The following is a 20,868-nucleotide window of genomic DNA, read 5'->3' as shown; positions in this document are numbered from 1 at the left end:
ACCAGGATGACGAAGATCCGCCCGCTCGCGCTCGGGGTCATCCGGCGTGGTGAAGACCTTCTCGTGTTCGAAGGCCGCGATCACACCAAAGGGGTGACCTACCATCGCCCGCTCGGCGGCGGGATCGAGTTCGGGGAGACCGCCGCCGAGGCGCTGCACCGCGAATTCCAGGAGGAACTCGCGGCGGAGCTGACCTCGGTCGAGCAGATCGCCGTACTGGAGAACGTGTACACCTACGAAGGCAGGCCGGGGCACGAGATCGTGTTCCTGTTCACCGCGGACCTGACGGACAAGACGTTCTACGAGCGCGACGAGGTCGGCGTGGTGCTCGACGAAGGCGCGCGTGTGCACTGGCTGCCGATGGCCGACGTGGCCAGCGGCAAGGCGATCCTGTACCCGGACGGACTCGCGGACCTCCTTTCAGCGCAGCGCTGACCGCGCGGTCGGCGTCAGTTCCCGCTGTTCCCAAGGACGTTCGAGGCGGCTCGCGAGTTCGGCGCCCGCCCGGGCGAGGAGTTCGCGGTGTTCGTCCGCGGCCTTCGCGAACCAGACGAACACCCGCTCGTCCTCCCGCACGGGCAGCCGGGGGAAGGTGTTCTCCGCGGGCTCGGTTTCGAAGTGGCCGAACGTCTCCACGCCGGATTCCCGCAGGGCGGGCGCCACGTTCTCCGCGAAGTGCTCGGAGAACTCCTTGACGGGACCGATCGGATGGCACACCGTCACCAGCACCCGGGAATCCCCGGCGCCGCCGGGAGCGGGGAACCCCGGCCCGGACGGGCGCAGCAGGAGGACGTCGGAGGCGTCGATCATCGTCTCGTTCGCCGCGGGCCCGTGCGCTCGCCACACGGGCCCGTAGTAGAACGATTCGAGTGCGGCCCGCCTGGACTCCATGTCCCGGAAACCGCGCAGCCACACGAACCTGTCCGGCTCGGCCGGCTCGCGGAAGAGGCCGAACAAGCGCATGCCGCAGGCTTCCTGGCTCTCCACGAACTCGCGCTCGAAGAGCTCGATCAGCTCGTCCCGGCGGCCGGTGTGCAGCGTGTACCGGCGCAGCTCGACGACGGACTGGAACTCGGGGGAATCGGTCATGCGCGGACCCTAGAGGCCCGCACCGACAGTTTCCGGCGCTCAGCCGAGCAGGAAGTCGCGGATCTGCCCGGCGACGGGCTCGGGTGCCATCCAGAAAGCGCTGTGGTCGTGGTCTTCCAGGGTCAGCACGGTGACGTTCGGCAGGATCGCGGCCAGTGCCTCGGCGCCGGTGCGCATGAACGCCTCACCGTTGCCGCCGACGGCGACGGCGATCGGCGCGTCGATGCTCCAGCGGTCGGTGGGCAACGGCGTGCCGTCCTGGAGGCCGCGCCAGATCCGGCCGTCGTAGGCGTAGGTGTGGGCGTACGCCGTCGTCTTCTCCCAGGACGGGTCCTGCGTGATCATCGGGAGGTATTCGGCGGGGACGCCGACCACCTCGCGCATGAAGTACTCGCCCGCCTCGCTGCGCTTGCCCGCCGCGACGAGCGCTTCCATGTGCTCGACGGAATCGGCGGGAACCGGCGGCCGGGAGCCGTCGACGATGAAGGGGGGCTCGTACAGGTAGAGGCCGCTGACCTTCTCGCCCAGCGCGCTGGCCGCGTCCAGGACGATCCCGCAGCCGCCGGATCCGGCGGTCAAGGCCGCGGAGCCACCGAGGACGTCGATCAGCGCCGAGATGTCCTCGATCTCGCGCGCCGGATCGTAGGGCTGCGGGTCGCCGCTGGCGCCACGGCCACGGCGATCGAAGGTGAGCACGGTGAAGTCCTTGGCCAGCGCCGTGACCAGGCCTTCGACGGAGGTGTGGTCCTCCGCGACGTTGCTGACCACGATGATCGCGGGACCGGAGCCGGTCTTCTCGTAGGCGATCGTGGTGCCGTCGGCCGAGGTGATGGTGTCCATGGTCGGTTCTCCTCAGGTGAAGTCGTTCGGGGTGTCCAGTACGCCGCCGAGGCGTTCGAGCGCCTCGGCGTAGCCGTCCGCCATGTGCTGTTCGACAGCGCGCCGCAGCGCCGCGCCGTCGGAGAAGGCCGCGCTGACCTCGACGGTGCAGCCGATGCCCGCGGCGGCGAAGGTGACCTTGGTGGGGAAGGTGCCGGTGCCGTCGGGCCGCCACGCCTCGTCGGCGAACGCGTCCTCGTAGGCCAGTTCGGCACACGGCTCGACCACGGTGTAGGTGGCGACGCTGCGTACCGCGGCCGCCGAGCCGTCCTCCGGCGCGATCTGGAACCGCCAGCGGCCGCCGGGCCGCACGTCCATCTCGTAGACGGTGGCCGCCCAGCCGTGCGGGCCCCACCATCGCCGGATCGCCTCGGCGTCGGTCCACGCCCACCACGCACGGTCGACGCCCGCGGCGTAGGTGCGGCTGATGTGGACGGTGTTGTTCGCCCTGTCGATCTCGATGCCGTCGGGCACGGCCGGCCTCCTCACGGGTTCGGTTCGAACGGGCGGTCGTCGTCGAGAAGTGAGCCGAGACGATCCATCCGTCCGGCCCACAGCGTCGCGAAACCTCGCACCCAGTCGCTGATCAGCTGCATCGTTTCGGGGTGCAACCGGTAGATCCGCTGCTGTGCCCGCTTGGTCGCCTCGACCACGCCTGCCTCCGCGAGCAGCCTCAGGTGCCGGGACACCTGCGGCTGACCGAGGCCGAGCGCGTCGACGATGGCGCCGACCGGCTGCGGTCCCTCTCTGAGCAGCTCGACGATCCGGAACCGGTTCGGCTCAGAGATCGCCGCCAGCCGCTGCTGCACGGTAGCGGTCATGACAGCCAACATACACGAGCCTATATATACACACAAGCAGATATACGACGGCAGGCGTCGTCCCTCGATCGGCGTTCCGGAAAACTCAGCGGAAGGCGGCGAGCCCGGTGACCGACTGCCCGAGCGAGAGCGCGTGCATCTCTTCGGTGCCTTCGTAGGTCAGCACGGTTTCCAGGTTCGACATATGCCGCATCACCGGGTACTCCAGCGAGATCCCGTTGGCGCCGAGCATGGCGCGCGCGGTCCTCGCGACCTCCAGCGCGGAGCGGACGTTGGCGAGCTTGCCGAAGCTGACGTGGTTGTGGTGCAGCGTCCCGGCGTCCTTGAGCCGTCCGATCCGCAGCGCGACCAGCCCGGCGCGGTTGACCTCGACGACGAGATCGGCGAGTTTGCGCTGGGTGAGCTGGAATCCGGCCAGCGGTTTGCCGAACTGTTCCCGGCTCAGCGTGTACTCCAGCGCGGATTCGTAGCAGGAGCGAGCGGCGCCGACGACGCCGAACAGGATCCCGTAGCGCGCCTCGTTCAGGCAGGACAGCGGTCCGCGCAGGCCCCTGACCTCGGGGAACGCCGCCGAATCCGGCAGGCGGACGCCGTCGAGCACGAGTTCCGCGGTCAGCGAGGCTCGCAGCGACAGCTTGTGCTTGACCTCGTTCGCGGTGAAACCCGGCGTGTTCGTGGGGACTACGAAACCGCGCACGCCTTCGTCGGTCTGCGCCCAGACGACCGCGACGTCGGCGACGGTCCCGTTGGTGATCCACATCTTCGTGCCGCTCAGCACCCAGTCCGAGCCGTCGCGCACCGCGCGGGTCCGCATGCTGCCGGGGTCGCTGCCGGCGTCGGGCTCGGTCAGGCCGAAGCAGCCGAGCGCCTCACCGGCGGCCATCCGGGGCAGCCACTCCTGCTTCTGCTCCTCGGTGCCCCATTTGTGGATCGCGTACATCGCCAGCGAACCCTGCACCGAGACGAAGCTGCGCAACCCGGAGTCGACGGCCTCCAGTTCCCGGCAGGCGATGCCGTAGGCGACGGCGCTGGTCCCGGCGCAGCCGTAACCCTCCAGGTGCATGCCGAGCAGCCCGAGCTGCCCGAATCCCTTGGCGAGCTCGGTGGCGGGCAGCGCGCCCGTCTCGTACCACTCGGCCACGTTCGGCAGGAGCTGGTCCTGGGCGTAGGAGCGCACGGCGTCCCGCATGGCCCGGTCCTCGGCGGTGAGCTCGGCGTCGAGATCGAGGAAGTCGCGCGGATCCGGGCTGCTGCTCATGCGGTCACTCCTGGTCGGCTCGGTGGGTCGTCTTCTTATGAAGAAAACCACACACGCGACCGGAGTCGGGTGTCAGTGATTCCGCCATCCGGTGGTCTTCGTCACCTGAACCGATGCCGTGGCCGTCCGGGCGGGGGCGGAGCGCCGCTTCTGCGCCGGGATCAGCAGCTCCGCGAAGGTAGGGAAAGGCACGCTCTCGATGTCGTCCCGCCAGGCGCTGAGCAGGCGGGTCAGTTCGTCGGCGTCCTGCATCGTTCCTCCAAAAGTGCAGGCGGTCCTGCGCCGGCCTTTCACTCGGAGTCGCTATTACCCAGAAGAGTGAAGGTCGAAACGGGGAATCCGGGGAAAATCCGGTCCGCTAGCCTGGAGAGCGTGGCTACTCCTCGCGTGGTGATCCTGGACTACGGGTCCGGCAACCTCCGCTCCGCCGAACGCGCCGTCCAGCGCGCCGGCGCCGACGTCGAGGTCACCGCCGACCCCCATGGCGCGCTCGAGGCCGACGGCCTGGTCGTCCCCGGTGTCGGCGCCTTCTCCGCCTGCATGGAGGGGCTGCGTTCGGTGTCGGGGGAGAAGATCATCGGCAAGCGTCTCGCCGGCGGCCGTCCCGTGCTGGGCATCTGTGTCGGCATGCAGATCCTGTTCGAACGCGGGGTCGAGCACGGCGTGGAGGCCGAGGGCGCCGGGGAGTGGCCGGGCACGGTCGACCGGCTGGAGGCCGACGTCCTGCCCCACATGGGCTGGAACACCGTCCGCGCCCCGGAGGATTCGCAGTTGTTCGCCGGGCTCGACGCGGACACGCGGTTCTACTTCGTGCACTCCTACGCCGCGCGGACCTGGGAGCTGGACTCCGGCCTCGCCGGGCAGCAGCCCAAGGTGACCTGGGCCAACCACGGCCAGGACTTCGTCGCCGCCGTCGAGAACGGGCCGCTCTGGGCGACCCAGTTCCACCCCGAGAAGTCCGGGGACGCCGGGGCGCACCTGCTGCGCAACTGGCTGAACACCCTGTCTTAGAGTGGGCGCGTGACTTTCACGCTCCTTCCCGCCGTTGATGTGGCCGATGGCCAGGCCGTGCGACTCGTCCAGGGCGAGGCCGGCACCGAGACCTCCTATGGCAGCCCGCTGGAGGCGGCGCTCGCCTGGCAGCGCGACGGGGCGGAGTGGATCCATCTGGTGGACCTCGACGCCGCGTTCGGCAAGGGTTCCAACCGCGAGCTGCTCGCCGACGTCGTGGCCAAGCTCGACGTCCAGGTGGAGCTGTCCGGTGGCATCCGCGACGACGCCTCGCTGGAGGCCGCGCTGGCCACCGGCGCCCGCCGCGTCAACCTCGGCACCGCGGCGCTGGAGGACCCGGAGTGGACCGCGAAGGTCGTCTCCTCCTACGGCGACCGCGTCGCCATCGGGCTGGACGTGCGGATCACCGAGGCCGGGCACCGGCTGTCCGCCCGCGGCTGGACACAGGACGGCGGTGACCTCTGGGAGGTCCTCGACCGGCTCGACCGCGACGGCGCGCAGCGCTACGTCGTCACCGACGTGAGCAAGGACGGCACCCTCCAGGGGCCGAACATCGACCTGCTCCGCGAGGTCGCCGCCCGCACCGACGCGCCGGTCATCGCCTCCGGTGGTGTGTCCAGTGTGGACGATCTCCGCGCGCTGGCCGCGCTGGCCCGCGACGGTGTCGAAGGCTCCATCGTCGGCAAGGCGCTCTACGCCGGCGCGTTCACCCTGCCCGAGGCGCTCGCGGCCGTCGCGGAGTTCTGAGCTTTACCTCCCGGGTAATCGACGCCACGCGCCGGCTCGGTCAGGATTCCTTCCAGGACAACGAAACCTGGAGGACACCATGACCGCCTACGGACTCGCCCACCTTCGCCCCGCCGCCGTGCTGGCCGAAGAGGTCTTCGAGTACATGGAACGGATCCAGGCCACGCTCGACCCCTTCGGCGGCAGGTTCCTCGTGCACGGAGCCGGGGTCCACGTCGTCGAGGGGGAGTGGCCGGGGGCGCTCGTGCTCATCGAGTTCCCGAGCCTGGACGCCGCGCGGGAGTGGTACGACTCGCCCGCGTACCAGGAGATCCTGCCGTTGCGGGCCGACCACATCCCCGGCGATCTGATTCTGGTGGAGGGATGCGGGCCGGACCACGATTCGGCGGCGCTGGCGGCCGGGCTGCGGGCGCTGCAGGCGGCCTGAGTGAGCCGGTGCCGGCCGAGGGGTGCCGCGAAAGCCACTTTCGCAGCGTCAGTGGGGGCAGGCGGTTCGGCAGCCGGTGGCACGTCGCGAAAGCCACTTTCGCGACGTCTGATGTCCCGAAAGTGGCTTTCGCGACATGAGCATCTGCCCCCCCCCCCGGGTCACTCCGCCAGCTTGACGGCGATCCCCACCGTCCGGTCCTTCGGCCCACGCAGCCTGCTGAAGAACATCGTGACCCGCCCGGTGATCCCGTACTTCCGCGCGATCACCTTGCGCACCCGTTCGGTCTCGTCGAGGTCCAGCAGCCGCGCCTCGCCCGCGACGACGTCACCATGGGTCTTGGCGCCGCGGAAGTCGCAGGCCTGGACCTCGACGCGGCCGCTGTTGCGGATGCGCTTGACCTTGCCGGCCTTCCGCTCGGACCAGAGCACCAGCTCGCCGCCGTCACCCGCCGCCCAGACCGGCGTCGGCACCGGGGTGCCGTTCTTGCGGAAGGTGGTCAGGACGACGTACTTCTCGGCGGCGATCCGCTCGAACTCCGATCCCATGTGGAAAGTCTAGGGCGTCCGGCGACGCAGCGTCGCCGCGCCGAGCACCAGCGCGGCCAGGGCGCAGGCCCCGACGATGAGCAGGTTCCGGATGAGGGTCGCGTCCACGGTGCCCGAGGTGGTGACCCGGGTGAGCGCTTCGACCGCGTACGAAAGCGGCATCACGTTCGAAAGCCAGTTCAGGAGCCAGCCCATTTCGCCGCGCGGGACGAACAGCCCGCACAGCAGGATCTGCGGCAGCACGAACAGCGGCATGAACTGCACCGCCTGGAACTCCGTCCGCGCGAACGCGCTCACGAACAGGCCCAGCGCCATCCCGAGGAGGGCGTCGAGGACGGCGATGAGCAGCAGCATCCCGATCGAGCCCGCGATGTCGAGGCCGAGCCAGGCGAGCGAGACCCCGGCGGCGACGCCGACCTGCACGACAGCGATCGAACCGAACGCGATCGCGTAGCCGAAGAGCAGGTCCATCCGGCCGATCGGCAGGGTCATCAGCCGTTCCAGGGTCGCCGTGGTGCGTTCGCGCAGCGTGGTGATCGAGGTGATCAGGAACATGATCAGGAACGGGAAGACACCGAGCAGCGCCGGGGCGACCCGGCTGAACACCGCTTCGGAGTTGAAGACGAAGCGCAGCAGCACCATCAGCAGTGACGGGACGACGATCAGCATCGCGACGGTGCGCGGATCGTGCCGCAGCTGAAGGAGGATGCGGCGGGCCGTGGCGAGCGTCAGCGTGGGGTTCACGAGGTCATCTCCGTCTCCCGGACGAGCCGCAGGAACGCCTGCTCCAGATCGGTCGTGCCGGTGCGTTCGCGCAGCCCGGCCGGGGTGTCGTCGGCGAGGATCCGGCCTTCGCGCATGAGCAGCAGCCGGTCGCAGCGCGCGGCCTCGTCCATGACGTGACTGGACACGAGCAGCGTCGCGCCGCCGTCGGCGAGGCCGCGGAACAGCGACCAGAGTTCGTCGCGGAGCACGGGATCGAGGCCGACCGTCGGTTCGTCGAGGACGAGCAGTTCGGGCTTCCCGAGCAGCGCGACGGCGAGGTTGGCGCGGTTGTGCTGGCCGCCCGACAGCGAGCCGACAAGGTTGTCCGCGTGGTCGGCCAGCCCGACTTCGGCGATCACCCTGTCCACATCGGACACTGGCGCGCGAAGGACGGATGCGAAGTAGCGCAAGGCTTCCGTGACGGTGAGGTCGGCGTAGATGGCCGGGTTCTGGGTGGCGTAGCCGATCAGCCGACGCAGCGGCGGGCTGCCCGCGGGATGGCCGAGCACGGTGACCTCGCCCGCGGCGACGATCTGCACGCCGACGATCGAGCGCATCAGCGTCGTCTTGCCGCAGCCGCTCGGCCCGAGCAGACCGGTGATGAGGCCGCGTGGCGTCCGGAACGCGATGTCCTTGACGACCTCGCGACCGCCGCGGACGACCCTCAGTCCCGTCACGGAGATCGCTGAATTAGCCATGCGTTTAATTCTGCGCCCGTTGAGAAGCGCGAGTCAAGGGGTGCGGGTTTCAGGACAGCCGGATGGCGATGCCCGGGTAGTCGCGGACCAGCAGGTGCCGGTCGTAACGCAGTACGCAGGAGAAGTCGAAGACCGGTGCCGCGTAGGCGAAATCGCGGTCACCGATCCGCTCGTAGCGCTGTTCGAGCCGCTCCACGGCGAGGTCGCCCGCCCGGACGTATACGGCGGGCGCTTCGGCGGCGGCGCCCGGCGCCAGGCCGAGCCGGTGCACCGGCAGCGTGTTCGTCATCGACGACGACTCGAGATCCACGTCGAAACAGCCGTCGAGCCGCGGATCCGCGACTCCGTCCACTCGCCAGCGGCCGTCGCCGCCGGATTCGAGGACCGTGTGCCGGGCCCCGCTCGCCGACCGGCCGGAAAGCTCCGCCGACCTCGTATGCCAGGCGACGTCGACGGTGATCGCGTACTCGACGAACCAGGTTTCGCCGTCCTCGACCGCCGTCGTGGCCCCGCTGATCCGCCAGCCGCCTTCGTGTTGCTCGAAGAACGCGACCTCGACGCCGGTCCTCGCGTCCCGATGCAGCCAGCTCGCCGTCGCGGGAAGGTTCACGGGACCAGGACGAGCTTGCCCCGGACGTGGCCCGCTTCGCTCTCGTCCTGGGCCGCGGCCGCCTCGTCGAGCGGGTACACCCGGGCGATCGGCAGGTCGAGCTTGCCTTCGGCGGCGAGCGCGGCACCTTCGGCCAGCGAGCCGGGGACCTGCTCGGCGGGGGAGCCCGACGTGAAGCGGACGCCGTGGTCGGCCGCGTCCGGAGCGGCGATGGTGATGACCCGCTTCGGGCCGCCGGTCAGCTCGACGAGGGTGGCGAGCGAGCCGCGTCCGGAGGCGTCGAAGGAGGCGTCGATGCCCTGGGGAGCGAGGCCGCGTACGCGCTCGGCGAGCCCTTCGCCGTACTGCACCGGGACGGCGCCCAGCGAGCGAAGGTAATCGTGGTTCGCTTCGCTCGCGGTGCCCACGACGGTGAGTCCGCGGGCGACGGCGAGCTGGACGGCGATGGTGCCGACGCCACCCGCCGCGCCGTCGATGAGCAGCGTCTCGCCCTCCTGCAGATCCAGGAGGTTGAGTGCGCGATAGGCGGTGTTGACGACCGCCGGCAGCGCCGCGGCCAGCTCCCAGGACAGTGCCTCGGGCTTGCGGACGAGTTTCGCGGGATCCGCGAGGACGTACTCCGCGTACCCACCGATACCGGACCCCAAGACCTCGTCACCGGCGGCGAACTCGGAAACCCCCTCGCCCACCGCGTCGATCACGCCCGAGATGTCACCGCCGGGGACGGCGGGGAACTTCGCGGGATACACCTCCGCCATCAGGCCGGAACGGATCTTCCAGTCGATCGGGTTCACCCCCGCGGCCCGGACGGCGACCCTCACCTGGCCGGGACCCGGCACGGGAAGCTCGCGTTCGAGGACGCGCAGGACCCCGGAGTCGCCGTACTCGGTGAACGCGATGGAGCGGTAGGTGTCCGTCATGCCGTCGACAACCGCCGCCCGCCCGCCACTATTCCGGCGGTTTCCCGAACCAGCTGTAGTCGCCGGGGACGATCTGCAGGCCCTCGGCGATGTCGAGCAGCGTCGCCCGGTCCCGCTTACCCGACACGGTGAGCCAGCGTCCGCCTTCGACCTGGACGGCGACCGTTTCGTCCAGCCGCTCGAGCCGCCCGTTCCGCGCGGGGAGGGCGAAACCGTCGAGGCCCCGGATCTTGAGCGGCACGGGCGCGGCGTCGCCCGCTTCCGGCCGTTCGCCGCCGAGCCTCGCCGTGACGACCGCCGGAGCGGTGGGCTGCCCGGCACGGGTGGCTTCGAGCTCGGTCCGGCCGCCGCCGACCGCCATGGGCAGGTTCACCGCGGACAGCGCCAGATCGGCGGGCAACCGGCCGAAGCGCAGCTCGCCCGACACCCGGGCGCGGCCGTCCCTGACCATCTCGTCCGCGATCCGCTGACCCACGCCGCGCGCGTCCCGCACGCCGTACAGGGTCAGGTTCAGCACGTACGCGTCGTCGGGTGACCACGTCAGCATCGTCGCGTCGCCGTAGACCTCCGAGACCATGCCGACCCGGCCGTGCACGATGATCTGGTTCGGGGCGGGCGCGATGGTCCACGGCCCGCGCCGTTCGTCCAGCGGAGTGGTGGTCAGCTGGATCTGGCCCGCCTCGCCGCCGTTCCACATCCTGGTCTGAGGCGCGGGATAGGGCTTCGCGGAGCGGCTCATCTCCGTGAAGCCGTCGGGCAGCCAGCCCGGTTTGTACGGCAGCACCGACCAGTCCGCGTCGCGCGGGGAAGCCGGCGTGACCGTGGTGTAGGCCCGCAGGCCCAGCGGCACGCCGAGCGCGATGATCGCGACCGCCGCCGCGACCAGCGCCAAGGCCATCTTCGGGCGGCTTCGTGACCGTTGGTTCAGCGCGTCGCGGATCTCGGCACCATCGGGGGCCCGCGTCGCCAGGTGTTCGAGGCTCTCGCGGATCAGGTCCTCGGTGTGTTCTTCGCTCAGTCGGGTCATTTGCGGGCTCCCGTGGGCACGGACGGGGACGGTTCGGTTTCCCGCAGCGTCGCGAGCGCGCGCGAGATCTGGCTGCGCACGGTCGACGTCGCGCAGCGGAGTACCGCGCCGATCTCCTCGTCGGAGTAGTTCTCGTAGTAGCGGAGCACGATCGCGGCGCGTTGTTTGCGCGGGAGCTTCGCGAGCCGGTCCAGCATCGCGTCGCGTTCGCCGTACTCGATGGCGTGATCGGAGACCGGCGGGCTCATCAGGTCGAGCGCTTCCGGTGACGACGGCGTCACCCGGCGGACCGCCAGGCGCCTCCGCCACGAGAGGTACTCGTTGGTCACCATCCGGCGGACGTACGTCGGCGGATGGTCGATCTTCGGCCAGCGTTCCTGGGCACGCAGCAGCACCTCCTGGACGATGTCCTGCGCCAGGTACGGGTCGTCGGTCAGGACGGTCGCGTAGCGCAGGAGGCCGTCCAGGCGATCCGCGACGAACTCGTCGAAGGTCGCAGGCACGTGTGTCCCCTCAGCCGGTGGTCTCGCTCCAGTGACGCGCGAGACCACCGTCCTGATGCATCGGGAGCCGAACTTTTTCGGTCCCGGGGGTCAGGTAGTACTGCGCGACCGGGGCCAGCATCCCGACGATCTCCTCCTCCGAGGCGTTGACCAGCGGCGGGAGCCCGATGACGTAGCGCAGCAGCGCGAACCCGATCATCTGCGCGGCGATCCCGGCCACCCGCACCTTCGGCACGCCGCGCGCTTCGGCGACCCGCGCCAGCACCGCCCGCTCCAGGAACTGCCGCATCATGGTCGCGACCTGCTCGTTGGTGGTCGCGGACCGGATCATCGCCAGGAACGGCGCGCGGCCGTCCGGCGCCTGCCAGAGGCCGAGGAACGCGCGGACGAGGCGCTCGCCGATCTCCGCTTCGGGGCCTTCGAGGATCCGGGGGACCAGCTCGCCCGGATCCACCGGCAGGTTCATCGACGCGGCGAAGAGCCGTTGCTTGGTGCCGAAGAAATGGTGCAGCAGCGCCGCGTTGACCCCGGCGTCGGCCGCGATGGCGCGGACGGTCGCCCCGTCGTAACCCTGTTCGGCGAATCTGCGCCTAGCCGCTTCGAGGATCTCCTCCCGCGTCTCGGTCTGCCCCGGCCGCCGCCCCGCCTGTGCCATCCCGCGAGCTTAGAACGGCTCTTGACTACGCTTGTCCCCATGTCAGTCGCAGTCAGGGTCATCCCGTGTCTCGACGTCGACGCGGGCCGTGTGGTGAAGGGCGTCAACTTCGCCGACCTGCGCGACGCCGGCGACCCCGTCGAGCTCGCCCGCCTGTACGACGCCGAGGGCGCGGACGAGCTCACGTTCCTCGACGTCACGGCGTCCTCCGGGGACCGTGAGACCACCTTCGACGTCGTCCGCCGGACCGCGGAGCAGGTGTTCATCCCGCTCACCGTCGGCGGCGGCGTGCGGACGAACGACGACGTCAACCGGTTGCTGCGCACGGGCGCGGACAAGGTGAGCATCAACACCGCCGCCATCGCGCGGCCGGAGTTCCTGCGCGAGGCGTCCCGCCGGTTCGGCGCGCAGTGCGTCGTGCTGTCGGTGGACGCGCGCCGGGTCCCGGAGGGGACCGAGCCGACTCCGTCCGGTTTCGAGGTGACCACGCACGGCGGGCGCCGCGGCACCGGGATCGACGCCGTCGAGTGGGCCGCGCGCGGCGAGGAACTCGGCGTCGGTGAGATCCTGCTCAACTCGATGGACGCCGACGGCACCAAGAACGGCTTCGACCTCGAACTCCTGACCCAGGTGCGGGCGGCGGTCCGGGTCCCGGTGATCGCCAGCGGCGGCGCCGGCGCGCTGGAGCACTTCCTGCCCGCCGTCGAGGCGGGGGCGGACGCGGTGCTCGCGGCCAGCGTGTTCCACTTCGGGCAGTTGAAGATCGGCGAGGTCAAGAACGCGCTGCGCGCCGGGGGAGTCGTGGTCCGGTGATCCTGGCCAAATGGAAGGCTTCCACCGAGGTCAAGGTCGTCTGCGCACTGCTGCTCGGGCTTCCCCTCGTCTACATCGCGATGGCCGTGATCCTCATGTTCGCGCCGTACTCCACCGCGAGGACGTTCCTGCTGCCGGGGACCTCGCTGGTCCTCGGCGGCCTGGTCGTGGCGGGGCTGGTGCTGAAGATGTCTTCGGCGCGGTTCGCCGGTTTCGTCGTCAGCTTCCTCTTCGGATTGCTGCACGCGCTTTCCCTGCTGGCGGCGGAACTCTTCTGGGTGAAGATCGTCTCCGGGCTGCTGTTCGCCGGGTACATCTACACGGCGGTCCTGCTCAACTCGATGCCGGTGAAACGGCACCTTCTCGGAGCCACGAATGACGCTTGACCCCGCCCTCTCGGATCGCTTGAAGCGCAACGCGGACGGGCTGATCGCCGCCGTCGTCGTCGAACACTCCACATCGGACGTGCTGATGATGGCGTGGATGAACGACGAGGCGCTCGAACGCACCCTCACCACGCGGCGCGGCACCTACTATTCGCGCAGCCGCAAGGAACTGTGGGTCAAGGGCGAGACCTCCGGCCATGTCCAGCACGTGCGCGAGGTGCGGATCGACTGCGACGGCGATACCGTCCTCCTGCGCGTCGACCAGACCGGCCCGGCCTGTCACACCGGCACGCACACCTGCTTCGACACCGACGAACGGCTGTTGCTGGCCGACGAGAGCGAGAATCCGTGAATGTCGTCGCCAACGTCCTGGTCGGCATCGTCGCCCTGATCCACCTGTACATCGTCGTGCTCGAGATGTTCCTGTGGACCACACCGCGTGCCCGCGCCTCCTTCGGCACCACCGAGGAATTCGCGAAGGAGAGCTCCGCGCTCGCGGCGAATCAGGGGCTGTACAACGGTTTCCTCGCCGCCGCACTGATCTGGGGCCTGATCGCGACCGGCAGCACCGCCTGGCAGTTCAAGATCTTCGGCCTCGCCTGCGTGATCGTGGCCGGGCTCTACGGGACGGCGACGGCGAGCAAGAAGATCTTCTTCGTGCAGGTGGTCCCCGGCACGCTGGCGCTGATCGCGGTGCTGCTCGCGGGCTGACGCGCCTGCTGACTTGCACGCTCGCTGAGCGCTCGCGGTTGCCTTGGAGCGAGATGCGACTCGATGGCCGGAAAAGGCATTTCCCTCGATTAACCTCAGCGCATGAAAGCAGGGAGAAGATCGGACGATCGAGACCGTCCGCGACGGCGTCCGCGGGTCGCCGGGCGGCCTCGGCCCGATTCGGGAGCCGAAAGCCCTGACACGTCGGCGGTACACGACGACGTGGCCATCCCCTTGATCGAGAAACTGTCGCAGTTCAAGGTGCGCGCGCTGGCTTTGTCGGTGCTCTGGCTGATCTTCTTCGTCGTTTGCCAGTTCGGTCTCGACCTGCTCAAGCCGGATTCCGAGGAGCTGGTGAGGTCCGGCGTCTGGGTGGAGGGCACGGTGGAAAAGGTCGAGCCGTCCTCCAAAACCGGACGTCACAAGATCACGCTCACCTATTTCGGTGGCTCGAATCCACGCGCGATCGCGGTCGGCATGAGAGCGGCTCATGGGCTCGAGGCCGGGGACAAGGTGTCTGTGGTCTACGCGCCGGGAAACCCTGCGAAACTCCTGGCATTGAACGGGGAGGCCGTCGGCGACTCCGACGACATTTTGCTGACTCCGTTGTCTTTCTCGGCTTTTCCAGGCTTCGTGGCGTGCCTGTACGCCGCCTATCTCTGGCGGAGGAGGTATCGCTCCACTGCGAAGACCGGATTGCGCGAGGCCACGGCGACCGTGCGGCCCGGCTGGTTGTACCCCAGGATCGACGTCTATCTCGAGCGCGATTACAAGCTGCTTCAGACCCGCAGGTCGCTGCGGATCGCTCCACGTTTCAAGGGACTCGAGAAAGTCCCTGTCTTCATCGGCGGCGAGGGAACGGACATGATCGTGATCTTCCCGCGCGGACGGTTCTCGAAGGACACGCTCTACACGGTTCCCGTCAAGGAGATCGAGCCGGACACGGCCTGATCGGACGACACCCGGCCCGTGAGTTCCGTTTCTCCTCACGCGCGGCGTCACCCTCCGCTCGATGGGTGGTGAAGGCCTCCTTCGCTACCGTCAGGGTAGGCAAGGAGGCCTTGGGCGCGATTCGCGTGTCCAGACGGCGAACTCACGTGATCGAAGGCGGAACTCGCGTGATCGGAGGGCGCACACGCCGGAGCCGCTCAGTCGATGTTCCCGGTCAGGTAGCGCTGCACGGTCGGCGCGATCGCGGTCACCAGTGGCTCGATCTCGCTCGACGCCATGGGTTCGAACTTCGCGACGTACCGCACCAGCCCCATCCCGACGAGCTGGGAGGCGCAGAGCGTGGTCCGCAGTTCGACGCGGTCCGAGCCAAGCCCGCCGATGACCTTCGTGAAGAAGTTCTGGAAGAACCCGCGCAGTACGGCCGCGGCCTGTTCGTGCCCGGCGACGCTGCGGACGAGTGCCTGGAACACATCACCGCCCGCGCCGTCCCATCGGGTGAGGAAGGTGCGCACGATCCGCCGGCCGAACTCCTCGTCGGGCCCGTCCTGAAGTTCCGCGAGCAGTTCGTGCGGGTCGAAGGGGAGCTTCAGGATCGCTTGGGCGAACAGCCCCTCCTTGCTGCCGAACCAGTGATTGACCATCGCCGCGTCGACCCCTGCCCGGGTCGCGATCGTGCGGACGGTCGCGCCGTCGAAGCCGCTCTCACCGAACACCGCGCGCGCCGCTTCGATCAGCGCGGTGCGGGTGTCCTGTCCGCCGGGCCGCCGTCCCCGGCGCCGCGCGGTAGTGTCGTCAACAGCCATGGCGTCATCATGAACGGACCCGGCACGAAATTCAACATTCTTTGAATTCATCCCCGCGTCCCCGCCCGCCCGGGCGTTGCAGCACAATGAGCGGCATGGTCAGCGCCGCTAACGCCAGCCCGTCGGGGCTCGGCTCGGTCAGCCCTTCGCGCGACGAGTTCCGCGCGCTCGCCGAGGGCCGTCGCGTCATCCCCGTTGTCCGCCGCGTGCTCGCCGACGGCGAGACCCCCATCGGGGTCTACCGCAAGCTCGCCGCCGACCGGCCGGGGACGTTCCTCTTCGAATCGGCGGAGAACGGCGCGTCGTGGAGCCGATGGTCGTTCATCGGCGTCGACAGCCCCGCCGCGCTGACCGTGCGTGACGGCGAGGCGGTCTGGACCGGCACCCCGCCGGTCGGCCTGCCGACCGAAGGCGACCCGCTCACCGTGCTGCGCGAGACCGTCGCCACGCTCCACACCGAGCAGCTGCCCGGAATGCCGCCGCTCACCGGCGGCATGGTCGGCTACATCGGCTACGACGCCGTCCGCTGGCTCGAACGGCTCCCCGAACTCGCCGAGCGCGACCTCGACATCCCCGAGCTCACCATGCTCCTGGCGACCGACCTGGCCGCCTTCGACCATCACGAGGGCACCGTCACGCTGATCGCCAACGCGGTCAACTGGGACGACTCGGCCGAGCGTGTCGACGCCGCGTACGACGACGCCGTCGCGCGCTTGAACGCGATGACCAAGCAGCTGCACGTCGCGGCCCCGGCCACGGCCGCCGTCTTCGACCGGCCGGCGCCCGAGTTCACCCGCCGCCGCTCCAAGCCGGACTTCCACGCGGCCGTCGAGAAGGCGGTCGAGGCGATCAAGGCGGGCGAAGCGTTCCAAATCGTGCCGTCGCAACGCTTCGAGATCGAGACGCAGGCCGACGCGCTGGACGTCTACCGCGTGCTGCGCACGTCCAATCCGAGCCCGTACATGTACCTGCTGCGCCTGGACGGTTTCGACATCGTCGGGTCCAGCCCGGAGTCGCTGGTCACCGTGCGGGACGGCCGCGCGACCACGCATCCGATCGCGGGCACCCGCTGGCGCGGCGCCGACCCGGAGGAGGACGCGCAGCTGGCCAAGGACCTGCTGGCGGACGAGAAGGAACGCGCCGAGCACCTGATGCTCGTCGACCTCGGCCGCAACGATCTCGGCAAGGTCTGCAAACCCGGCACCGTGCGCGTCGTCGACTTCTTCGACGTCGAGCGCTACAGCCACGTCATGCACATCGTCTCGACGGTCACCGGCGAACTCCTCGACGACAAGACGGCTTTCGACGCCGTCACCGCCTGTTTCCCGGCGGGGACGCTCTCCGGCGCGCCGAAGGTCCGCGCGATGCAGCTGATCGAGGAACTGGAGCCGACCCGCAGGGCGCTCTACGGCGGTGTCGTCGGCTACCTCGACTTCGCCGGGGACGCCGACACCGCGATCGCGATCCGCACCGCGCTGATGAAGGACGGCACCGCGTACGTCCAGGCCGGCGGGGGAGTCGTCGCGGATTCGGTGGCCGACTACGAGGACAACGAGTCGCTCAACAAGGCCCGCACCGTGCTCTCCGCCGTCGCGGCGGCGCAGACGATGATCGCCGCGGACGAGCTCGACCCGGCGGGTGACAGCACTCGTGTCTGACGCCCCGGCGAAGAAGGCCAAGCGTCCACTGTGGATCGCCGTGGTGGGCCTCCTGCTGGGCGCGGTCGCGCTGTGGGGTTCTTCGCAGCTCGTCTGGTTCGCGGAGTTCCGCGACGGCGGCGTGCGCGGCACGGTGCTGTACACGGAAACCGGTTCACAACGTGCGGTCGCGCTGATTCCGCTCGCGTTGCTGGCGCTCGCCGGCACGGCGGGGCTGATCGCCACCGGCGGCTGGCCACGCCGGGTGCTCGGCGTGGTACTCGCCGTGGCCGGTATCGCCGCCGTGTGGATCGGCGTGGCGGGCGGCTCGTTCAGCGGCTTCGCCGACGGTTTGCCCGTGGCTCAAATGCTGGGAGCCCGCGGTCTCGCGATCCTCGGGGGAATTCTCGTGACGGCGGGCGGGTTGGCAGCCATCAAGGGCGCGGGCCGGATGCCTCGCCTCGGCGCGAAGTACTCGGCGCCGGGGGCGAAGAAGAAGGCCGCCAAGGATCCGGAGACCGAGCTGTGGGAGGCGCTGTCCGAAGGTGAAGATCCCACCGCGACCCGGTGATGGCCGCGGAAAACGCGCGTTTCCGAGATCTACGCCGCGAAAGATGACACGGTTGGCATTCGGAGTAACGGACATACCCGGAACCAGGCCGTATCCGTGCGGGGGTTAGCATCGTTTCGGCGGGAAGGGGAAGGTTTTTGTGAGCGACCTTGCGAAGGAATCAGTGAGTACGACGGCCGGTGAGGGACTCCGGTGAGCGTGCTCGAAGACATCGTCGCCGGCGTCCGTGCCGATCTCGCCGAGCGCGAGGCGGTTCTGCCGTTCGACGAACTGAAGAAGCGCGCGACCCAGGTCGCGCCCCCACGTGACGTGCTCGCGGCCCTGCGCGAGTCCGGTATCGGCGTCATCGCCGAGGTGAAGCGGCGCAGCCCGTCCAAGGGCGATCTGGCCGAGATCCCGGACCCGGCCGCGCTGGCGAAGGACTACGCCGACGGCGGCGCCAGGGTGATCAGCGTGCTGACCGAGCAGCGCCGGTTCGGCGGTTCCCTCGCCGACCTCGACGCGGTCCGCGCGGCGGTCGACATCCCGGTGCTGCGCAAGGACTTCATCGTCAGCCCGTACCAGGTCCACGAGGCGCGGCTGCACGGCGCGGACATGGTCCTGCTGATCGTGGCGGCCCTGGAGCAGAACGCCCTGATCGCGTTGCTGGACCGGGTCGAATCCCTCGGGATGACCGCGCTGGTCGAGATCCACAACGCCGAAGAGGCCGACAGGGCCCTCGAAGCCGGCGCGAAGGTGATCGGCGTCAACGCCCGCAACCTGCACACCCTCGAGGTCGACCGGGACGTCTTCTCGCGGCTGGCCCCCGGCCTGCCGATGGACGTCTTCAAGATCGCCGAGTCCGGTGTGCGCGGCCCCGGCGACCTGATGTCCTACGCGGGTCACGGCGCCGACGCCGTCCTCGTGGGCGAAGGGCTCGTCGCTTCGGGTGACCCGAAGGGCGCGCTGGTCAAGCTCGTCACCGCCGGATCGCACCCTGCCTGCCCGAGGCCTTCTCGATGACCACGGAGTACCACGAAGAACCCCACGGCAAGCACGATCCGGACGACCGGGGCTACTACGGCCCGTACGGCGGACGGTTCATGCCCGAGGCCCTGATCGGCGTCGTCGACGAGGTCGCGGCCGAGTACGACAAGGCGCGGAACGACCCGGACTTCGTCAACGAGTTCCGGCGTCTCCTGCGCGACTACGCCGGCCGTCCGTCGCTGCTCACCGAGGCCAAGCGCTTCGGTGAGCACGCCGGCGGCGCCCGGATCTTCCTCAAGCGCGAGGATCTGAACCACACCGGTTCGCACAAGATCAACAATGTGCTGGGCCAGGCGTTGCTCACCAAGCGGATGGGCAAGAAGCGGGTCATCGCCGAGACCGGTGCCGGTCAGCACGGCGTGGCCACCGCCACCGCCTGCGCGCTGCTGGACCTGGAATGCATCGTCTACATGGGCGAGGTCGACACCGAGCGGCAGGCGCTGAACGTCGCCCGCATGAAGCTGCTCGGCGCCGAGGTCGTCCCGGTGAAGACCGGTTCGCGCACGCTCAAGGACGCCATCAACGAGGCACTGCGCGACTGGGTCACCAACGCCGACACGACGCACTACCTGTTCGGCACGGCGGCGGGCCCGTACCCGTTCCCGATGATGGTGCGGAACTTCCACAAGATCATCGGCGAGGAGGCCCGCGTCCAGATCCTGGAGCAGGCCGGACGCCTGCCGGACGCCGTCGCGGCCTGCGTCGGCGGCGGGTCGAACGCGATCGGCATCTTCCACGGCTTCATCGACGACCCGGACGTCCGGCTCGTCGGTCTCGAGCCGGGAGGTGAGGGCATCGAGGGCAACCGCCACGGCGCCACGCTGACCAAGGGCACGCCGGGCAACCTGCACGGCGCGATGACGTACCTGCTGCAGGACGAGGACGGCCAGACCGTCGAGTCGCACTCGATCTCCGCGGGCCTCGACTACCCGGGCGTCGGCCCGGAGCACTCGTGGCTCAAGGACAGCGGCCGCGCCGAGTACCGGCCGGTGACCGACGCCGAGGCGATGGACGCGTTCAAGCTGCTTTCGCGCACCGAGGGCATCATCCCGGCGATCGAGTCGGCGCACGCGCTGGCGGGCGCGCTGGTGCTGGGCCGCGAACTCGGTCCCGAGGGGCTGATCATCGTGAACCTGTCCGGTCGTGGTGACAAGGACATGGACACGGCCGCGAAGTACTTCGGCCTGGTGGAGAACGCATGAGCGGGTTGAGTGACCTCTTCGCGGCGACGCGCGCGGAGGGGCGTGGCGCCCTGATCGGGTACCTCCCGGCGGGCTTCCCGACGGTCGACGGGTCGAAGGACCTGCTGGCCGCGGTGGTCGACGGCGGCGCCGACCTGGTCGAGGTGGGCGTGCCCTACTCGGACCCGGTCATGGACGGCCCGACCATCCAGGCCGCGTCGGTGAGCGCGCTTTCCGGCGGTTTCAAGCTCAAGCACCTGTTCGAGGTCGTCGAGTCGGTGTCGTCGCGCGGCGGCAAGGCCGTCGTGATGACGTACTGGAACCCGGTGCACCGCTACGGCGTCGACCGCTTCGCGCGGGACCTCGCCGCCGCGGGCGGGCTCGGCATGATCACGCCGGACCTGATCCCGGACGAGGCCGACGAGTGGATGGCCGCCTCCGAGCAGCATGGTCTGGACCGGATCTTCCTGGTCGCGCCGTCCTCCTCGGAGGAGCGGATCGCGAAGACCGTCGAGGCCGCCTCGGGCTTCGTGTACGCCACCGCGGTGATGGGCGTGACCGGCGCCCGTGACCAGGTCGGCGTGCACGCCGAGGACCTGGTCGCGCGGACCCGCGCGCATACGGACCTGCCGATCGGCGTCGGTCTCGGCGTCCGTTCCGGCGAGCAGGCGGCGCAGGTCGCCGGATTCGCGGACGGCGTCATCGTCGGTTCCGCGCTGGTGACCGCCGCCGCGAGCGGACTGGACGCGGTGCGCGAGCTTTCGGCCGAACTAGCCGCCGGTGTGCGGAAGACCGTCGCCCCCGCTTGATCCTCACGCTGGTCGTGAGTGG

29 protein-coding genes are annotated in these 20,868 nt (G+C 69.7%); 14 read left to right on the top strand and 15 right to left on the bottom strand.

Going from position 1 to position 20,868, the window contains the following annotated elements; translation table 11 throughout:
• The first annotated feature begins 6 nt into the window (after nucleotides 1-6).
• A complete protein-coding gene (locus ACZ1DY_RS30195) occupies nucleotides 7-435 on the top strand; it encodes an NUDIX hydrolase (RefSeq protein ID WP_465481683.1) in 429 nt (142 codons plus the stop codon).
• Here ACZ1DY_RS30195 and ACZ1DY_RS30190 read toward each other — a convergent pair.
• The 6 genes from ACZ1DY_RS30190 to ACZ1DY_RS30165 form a co-directional block, all read right to left on the bottom strand.
• On the bottom strand, nucleotides 421-1,089 hold the full coding sequence (locus ACZ1DY_RS30190) for an NIPSNAP family protein (RefSeq protein WP_465481682.1): 669 nt from the start codon (nucleotides 1,087-1,089) through the stop codon (nucleotides 421-423). The genes ACZ1DY_RS30195 and ACZ1DY_RS30190 overlap by 15 nt on opposite strands.
• 39 nt (nucleotides 1,090-1,128) lie before the next feature.
• The gene (locus ACZ1DY_RS30185; protein WP_126733725.1) at nucleotides 1,129-1,929 is read right to left on the bottom strand and encodes an alpha/beta fold hydrolase; all 801 of its coding nucleotides are present in this window, start codon (nucleotides 1,927-1,929) and stop codon (nucleotides 1,129-1,131) included.
• A gap of 12 nt (nucleotides 1,930-1,941) precedes the next feature.
• Nucleotides 1,942-2,442, bottom strand: coding sequence for an SRPBCC family protein (locus ACZ1DY_RS30180; RefSeq protein ID WP_465481681.1), 501 nt, complete (start codon nucleotides 2,440-2,442; stop codon nucleotides 1,942-1,944).
• 11 nt (nucleotides 2,443-2,453) lie between these two features.
• Nucleotides 2,454-2,789, bottom strand: coding sequence for an ArsR/SmtB family transcription factor (locus ACZ1DY_RS30175; protein WP_465481680.1), 336 nt, complete (start codon nucleotides 2,787-2,789; stop codon nucleotides 2,454-2,456).
• Nucleotides 2,790-2,874: 85 nt separating this feature from the next.
• Nucleotides 2,875-4,047, bottom strand: coding sequence for an acyl-CoA dehydrogenase family protein (locus ACZ1DY_RS30170; RefSeq protein WP_465481679.1), 1,173 nt, complete (start codon nucleotides 4,045-4,047; stop codon nucleotides 2,875-2,877).
• A gap of 72 nt (nucleotides 4,048-4,119) precedes the next feature.
• Nucleotides 4,120-4,299: a hypothetical protein gene (locus tag ACZ1DY_RS30165; protein ID WP_192741149.1), complete on the bottom strand. Its 180-nt coding sequence runs from the start codon at nucleotides 4,297-4,299 to the stop codon at nucleotides 4,120-4,122.
• A gap of 135 nt (nucleotides 4,300-4,434) precedes the next feature.
• Between ACZ1DY_RS30165 and hisH the strand changes: the two genes are divergently transcribed.
• The 3 genes from hisH to ACZ1DY_RS30150 all read left to right on the top strand — a co-directional run bounded on the left by hisH (nucleotide 4,435) and on the right by ACZ1DY_RS30150 (nucleotide 6,232).
• Nucleotides 4,435-5,058, top strand: coding sequence for an imidazole glycerol phosphate synthase subunit HisH (hisH, locus tag ACZ1DY_RS30160; RefSeq protein WP_465485727.1), 624 nt, complete (start codon nucleotides 4,435-4,437; stop codon nucleotides 5,056-5,058).
• A gap of 9 nt (nucleotides 5,059-5,067) precedes the next feature.
• A complete protein-coding gene (gene priA / locus ACZ1DY_RS30155) occupies nucleotides 5,068-5,805 on the top strand; it encodes a bifunctional 1-(5-phosphoribosyl)-5-((5-phosphoribosylamino)methylideneamino)imidazole-4-carboxamide isomerase/phosphoribosylanthranilate isomerase PriA (RefSeq protein ID WP_007029948.1) in 738 nt (245 codons plus the stop codon).
• Between the two features lie 79 nt (nucleotides 5,806-5,884).
• A complete protein-coding gene (locus ACZ1DY_RS30150; RefSeq protein ID WP_257485382.1) occupies nucleotides 5,885-6,232 on the top strand; it encodes a DUF1330 domain-containing protein in 348 nt (115 codons plus the stop codon).
• Between the two features lie 161 nt (nucleotides 6,233-6,393).
• Here ACZ1DY_RS30150 and ACZ1DY_RS30145 read toward each other — a convergent pair whose 3' ends face one another.
• Genes ACZ1DY_RS30145 through ACZ1DY_RS30110 form a run of 8 tightly spaced genes read right to left on the bottom strand, consistent with a single transcriptional unit; the run spans nucleotide 6,394 to nucleotide 11,958 of the window.
• Nucleotides 6,394-6,780, bottom strand: coding sequence for a PPOX class F420-dependent oxidoreductase (locus ACZ1DY_RS30145; RefSeq protein ID WP_126733719.1), 387 nt, complete (start codon nucleotides 6,778-6,780; stop codon nucleotides 6,394-6,396).
• 9 nt (nucleotides 6,781-6,789) lie between these two features.
• On the bottom strand, nucleotides 6,790-7,524 hold the full coding sequence (locus ACZ1DY_RS30140) for an ABC transporter permease (protein WP_465481678.1): 735 nt from the start codon (nucleotides 7,522-7,524) through the stop codon (nucleotides 6,790-6,792).
• A complete protein-coding gene (locus tag ACZ1DY_RS30135) occupies nucleotides 7,521-8,243 on the bottom strand; it encodes an ABC transporter ATP-binding protein (protein ID WP_465481677.1) in 723 nt (240 codons plus the stop codon). Before ACZ1DY_RS30135 ends, ACZ1DY_RS30140 begins: the two co-directional genes overlap by 4 nt.
• Nucleotides 8,244-8,292: 49 nt before the next feature.
• The gene (locus ACZ1DY_RS30130; RefSeq protein WP_465481676.1) at nucleotides 8,293-8,853 is read right to left on the bottom strand and encodes a putative glycolipid-binding domain-containing protein; all 561 of its coding nucleotides are present in this window, start codon (nucleotides 8,851-8,853) and stop codon (nucleotides 8,293-8,295) included.
• Complete coding sequence (locus tag ACZ1DY_RS30125) at nucleotides 8,850-9,773, bottom strand: NADP-dependent oxidoreductase (RefSeq protein WP_465481675.1); 924 nt, start codon at nucleotides 9,771-9,773, stop codon at nucleotides 8,850-8,852. The genes ACZ1DY_RS30130 and ACZ1DY_RS30125 overlap by 4 nt, the downstream gene beginning before the upstream one ends.
• A 28-nt stretch (nucleotides 9,774-9,801) precedes the next feature.
• A complete protein-coding gene (locus ACZ1DY_RS30120; RefSeq protein ID WP_465481674.1) occupies nucleotides 9,802-10,800 on the bottom strand; it encodes a hypothetical protein in 999 nt (332 codons plus the stop codon).
• Nucleotides 10,797-11,303, bottom strand: a complete 507-nt coding sequence (locus tag ACZ1DY_RS30115) for a SigE family RNA polymerase sigma factor (protein WP_126733713.1) — start codon at nucleotides 11,301-11,303, stop codon at nucleotides 10,797-10,799. The genes ACZ1DY_RS30120 and ACZ1DY_RS30115 overlap by 4 nt, the downstream gene beginning before the upstream one ends.
• Nucleotides 11,304-11,313: 10 nt before the next feature.
• The gene (locus tag ACZ1DY_RS30110; protein ID WP_257485388.1) at nucleotides 11,314-11,958 is read right to left on the bottom strand and encodes a TetR/AcrR family transcriptional regulator; all 645 of its coding nucleotides are present in this window, start codon (nucleotides 11,956-11,958) and stop codon (nucleotides 11,314-11,316) included.
• A 39-nt stretch (nucleotides 11,959-11,997) separates the two neighbouring features.
• Here ACZ1DY_RS30110 and hisF point away from each other — a divergent pair, with 39 nt between their 5' ends.
• The 5 genes from hisF (at nucleotide 11,998) to ACZ1DY_RS30085 (ending at nucleotide 14,819) form a co-directional block, all read left to right on the top strand.
• Nucleotides 11,998-12,771 (top strand): imidazole glycerol phosphate synthase subunit HisF, encoded by a 774-nt coding sequence (hisF, locus tag ACZ1DY_RS30105; protein ID WP_257485389.1) that lies wholly within the window; start codon nucleotides 11,998-12,000, stop codon nucleotides 12,769-12,771.
• Nucleotides 12,768-13,157 (top strand): hypothetical protein, encoded by a 390-nt coding sequence (locus tag ACZ1DY_RS30100; RefSeq protein WP_126733712.1) that lies wholly within the window; start codon nucleotides 12,768-12,770, stop codon nucleotides 13,155-13,157. The genes hisF and ACZ1DY_RS30100 overlap by 4 nt, the downstream gene beginning before the upstream one ends.
• Nucleotides 13,147-13,509, top strand: a complete 363-nt coding sequence (gene hisI, locus ACZ1DY_RS30095) for a phosphoribosyl-AMP cyclohydrolase (RefSeq protein ID WP_126733711.1) — start codon at nucleotides 13,147-13,149, stop codon at nucleotides 13,507-13,509. The genes ACZ1DY_RS30100 and hisI overlap by 11 nt, the downstream gene beginning before the upstream one ends.
• Entirely contained in the window at nucleotides 13,506-13,868 is a 363-nt protein-coding gene (locus ACZ1DY_RS30090) for a DUF1304 domain-containing protein (RefSeq protein ID WP_126733710.1), read from the top strand. The genes hisI and ACZ1DY_RS30090 overlap by 4 nt, the downstream gene beginning before the upstream one ends.
• 234 nt (nucleotides 13,869-14,102) lie before the next feature.
• The gene (locus tag ACZ1DY_RS30085) at nucleotides 14,103-14,819 is read left to right on the top strand and encodes a hypothetical protein (RefSeq protein ID WP_465481673.1); all 717 of its coding nucleotides are present in this window, start codon (nucleotides 14,103-14,105) and stop codon (nucleotides 14,817-14,819) included.
• 197 nt (nucleotides 14,820-15,016) lie between these two features.
• On the opposite strand, the gene ACZ1DY_RS30080 is transcribed toward ACZ1DY_RS30085, so the two are convergent.
• The gene (locus ACZ1DY_RS30080) at nucleotides 15,017-15,622 is read right to left on the bottom strand and encodes a TetR/AcrR family transcriptional regulator (protein ID WP_192741162.1); all 606 of its coding nucleotides are present in this window, start codon (nucleotides 15,620-15,622) and stop codon (nucleotides 15,017-15,019) included.
• A gap of 95 nt (nucleotides 15,623-15,717) precedes the next feature.
• Between ACZ1DY_RS30080 and ACZ1DY_RS30075 the strand changes: the two genes are divergently transcribed.
• From ACZ1DY_RS30075 to trpA, 5 genes are all read left to right on the top strand, one after another.
• Entirely contained in the window at nucleotides 15,718-17,280 is a 1,563-nt protein-coding gene (locus ACZ1DY_RS30075; protein ID WP_257485392.1) for an anthranilate synthase component I, read from the top strand.
• Complete coding sequence (locus tag ACZ1DY_RS30070; protein WP_465481672.1) at nucleotides 17,273-17,830, top strand: Trp biosynthesis-associated membrane protein; 558 nt, start codon at nucleotides 17,273-17,275, stop codon at nucleotides 17,828-17,830. Before ACZ1DY_RS30075 ends, ACZ1DY_RS30070 begins: the two co-directional genes overlap by 8 nt.
• A 192-nt stretch (nucleotides 17,831-18,022) precedes the next feature.
• A complete protein-coding gene (trpC, locus tag ACZ1DY_RS30065) occupies nucleotides 18,023-18,832 on the top strand; it encodes an indole-3-glycerol phosphate synthase TrpC (RefSeq protein WP_465418766.1) in 810 nt (269 codons plus the stop codon).
• Complete coding sequence (gene trpB / locus ACZ1DY_RS30060) at nucleotides 18,829-20,058, top strand: tryptophan synthase subunit beta (protein ID WP_192741165.1); 1,230 nt, start codon at nucleotides 18,829-18,831, stop codon at nucleotides 20,056-20,058. The genes trpC and trpB overlap by 4 nt, the downstream gene beginning before the upstream one ends.
• Complete coding sequence (trpA, locus tag ACZ1DY_RS30055) at nucleotides 20,055-20,846, top strand: tryptophan synthase subunit alpha (protein ID WP_378443638.1); 792 nt, start codon at nucleotides 20,055-20,057, stop codon at nucleotides 20,844-20,846. The genes trpB and trpA overlap by 4 nt, the downstream gene beginning before the upstream one ends.
• Nucleotides 20,847-20,868: the final 22 nt, after the last annotated feature.

Source organism: Amycolatopsis sp. PSD-21, assembly GCF_055561455.1.
Note: the sequence above shows the minus strand (reverse complement) of the source record. Positions and strands in the feature narration are given on the sequence as shown.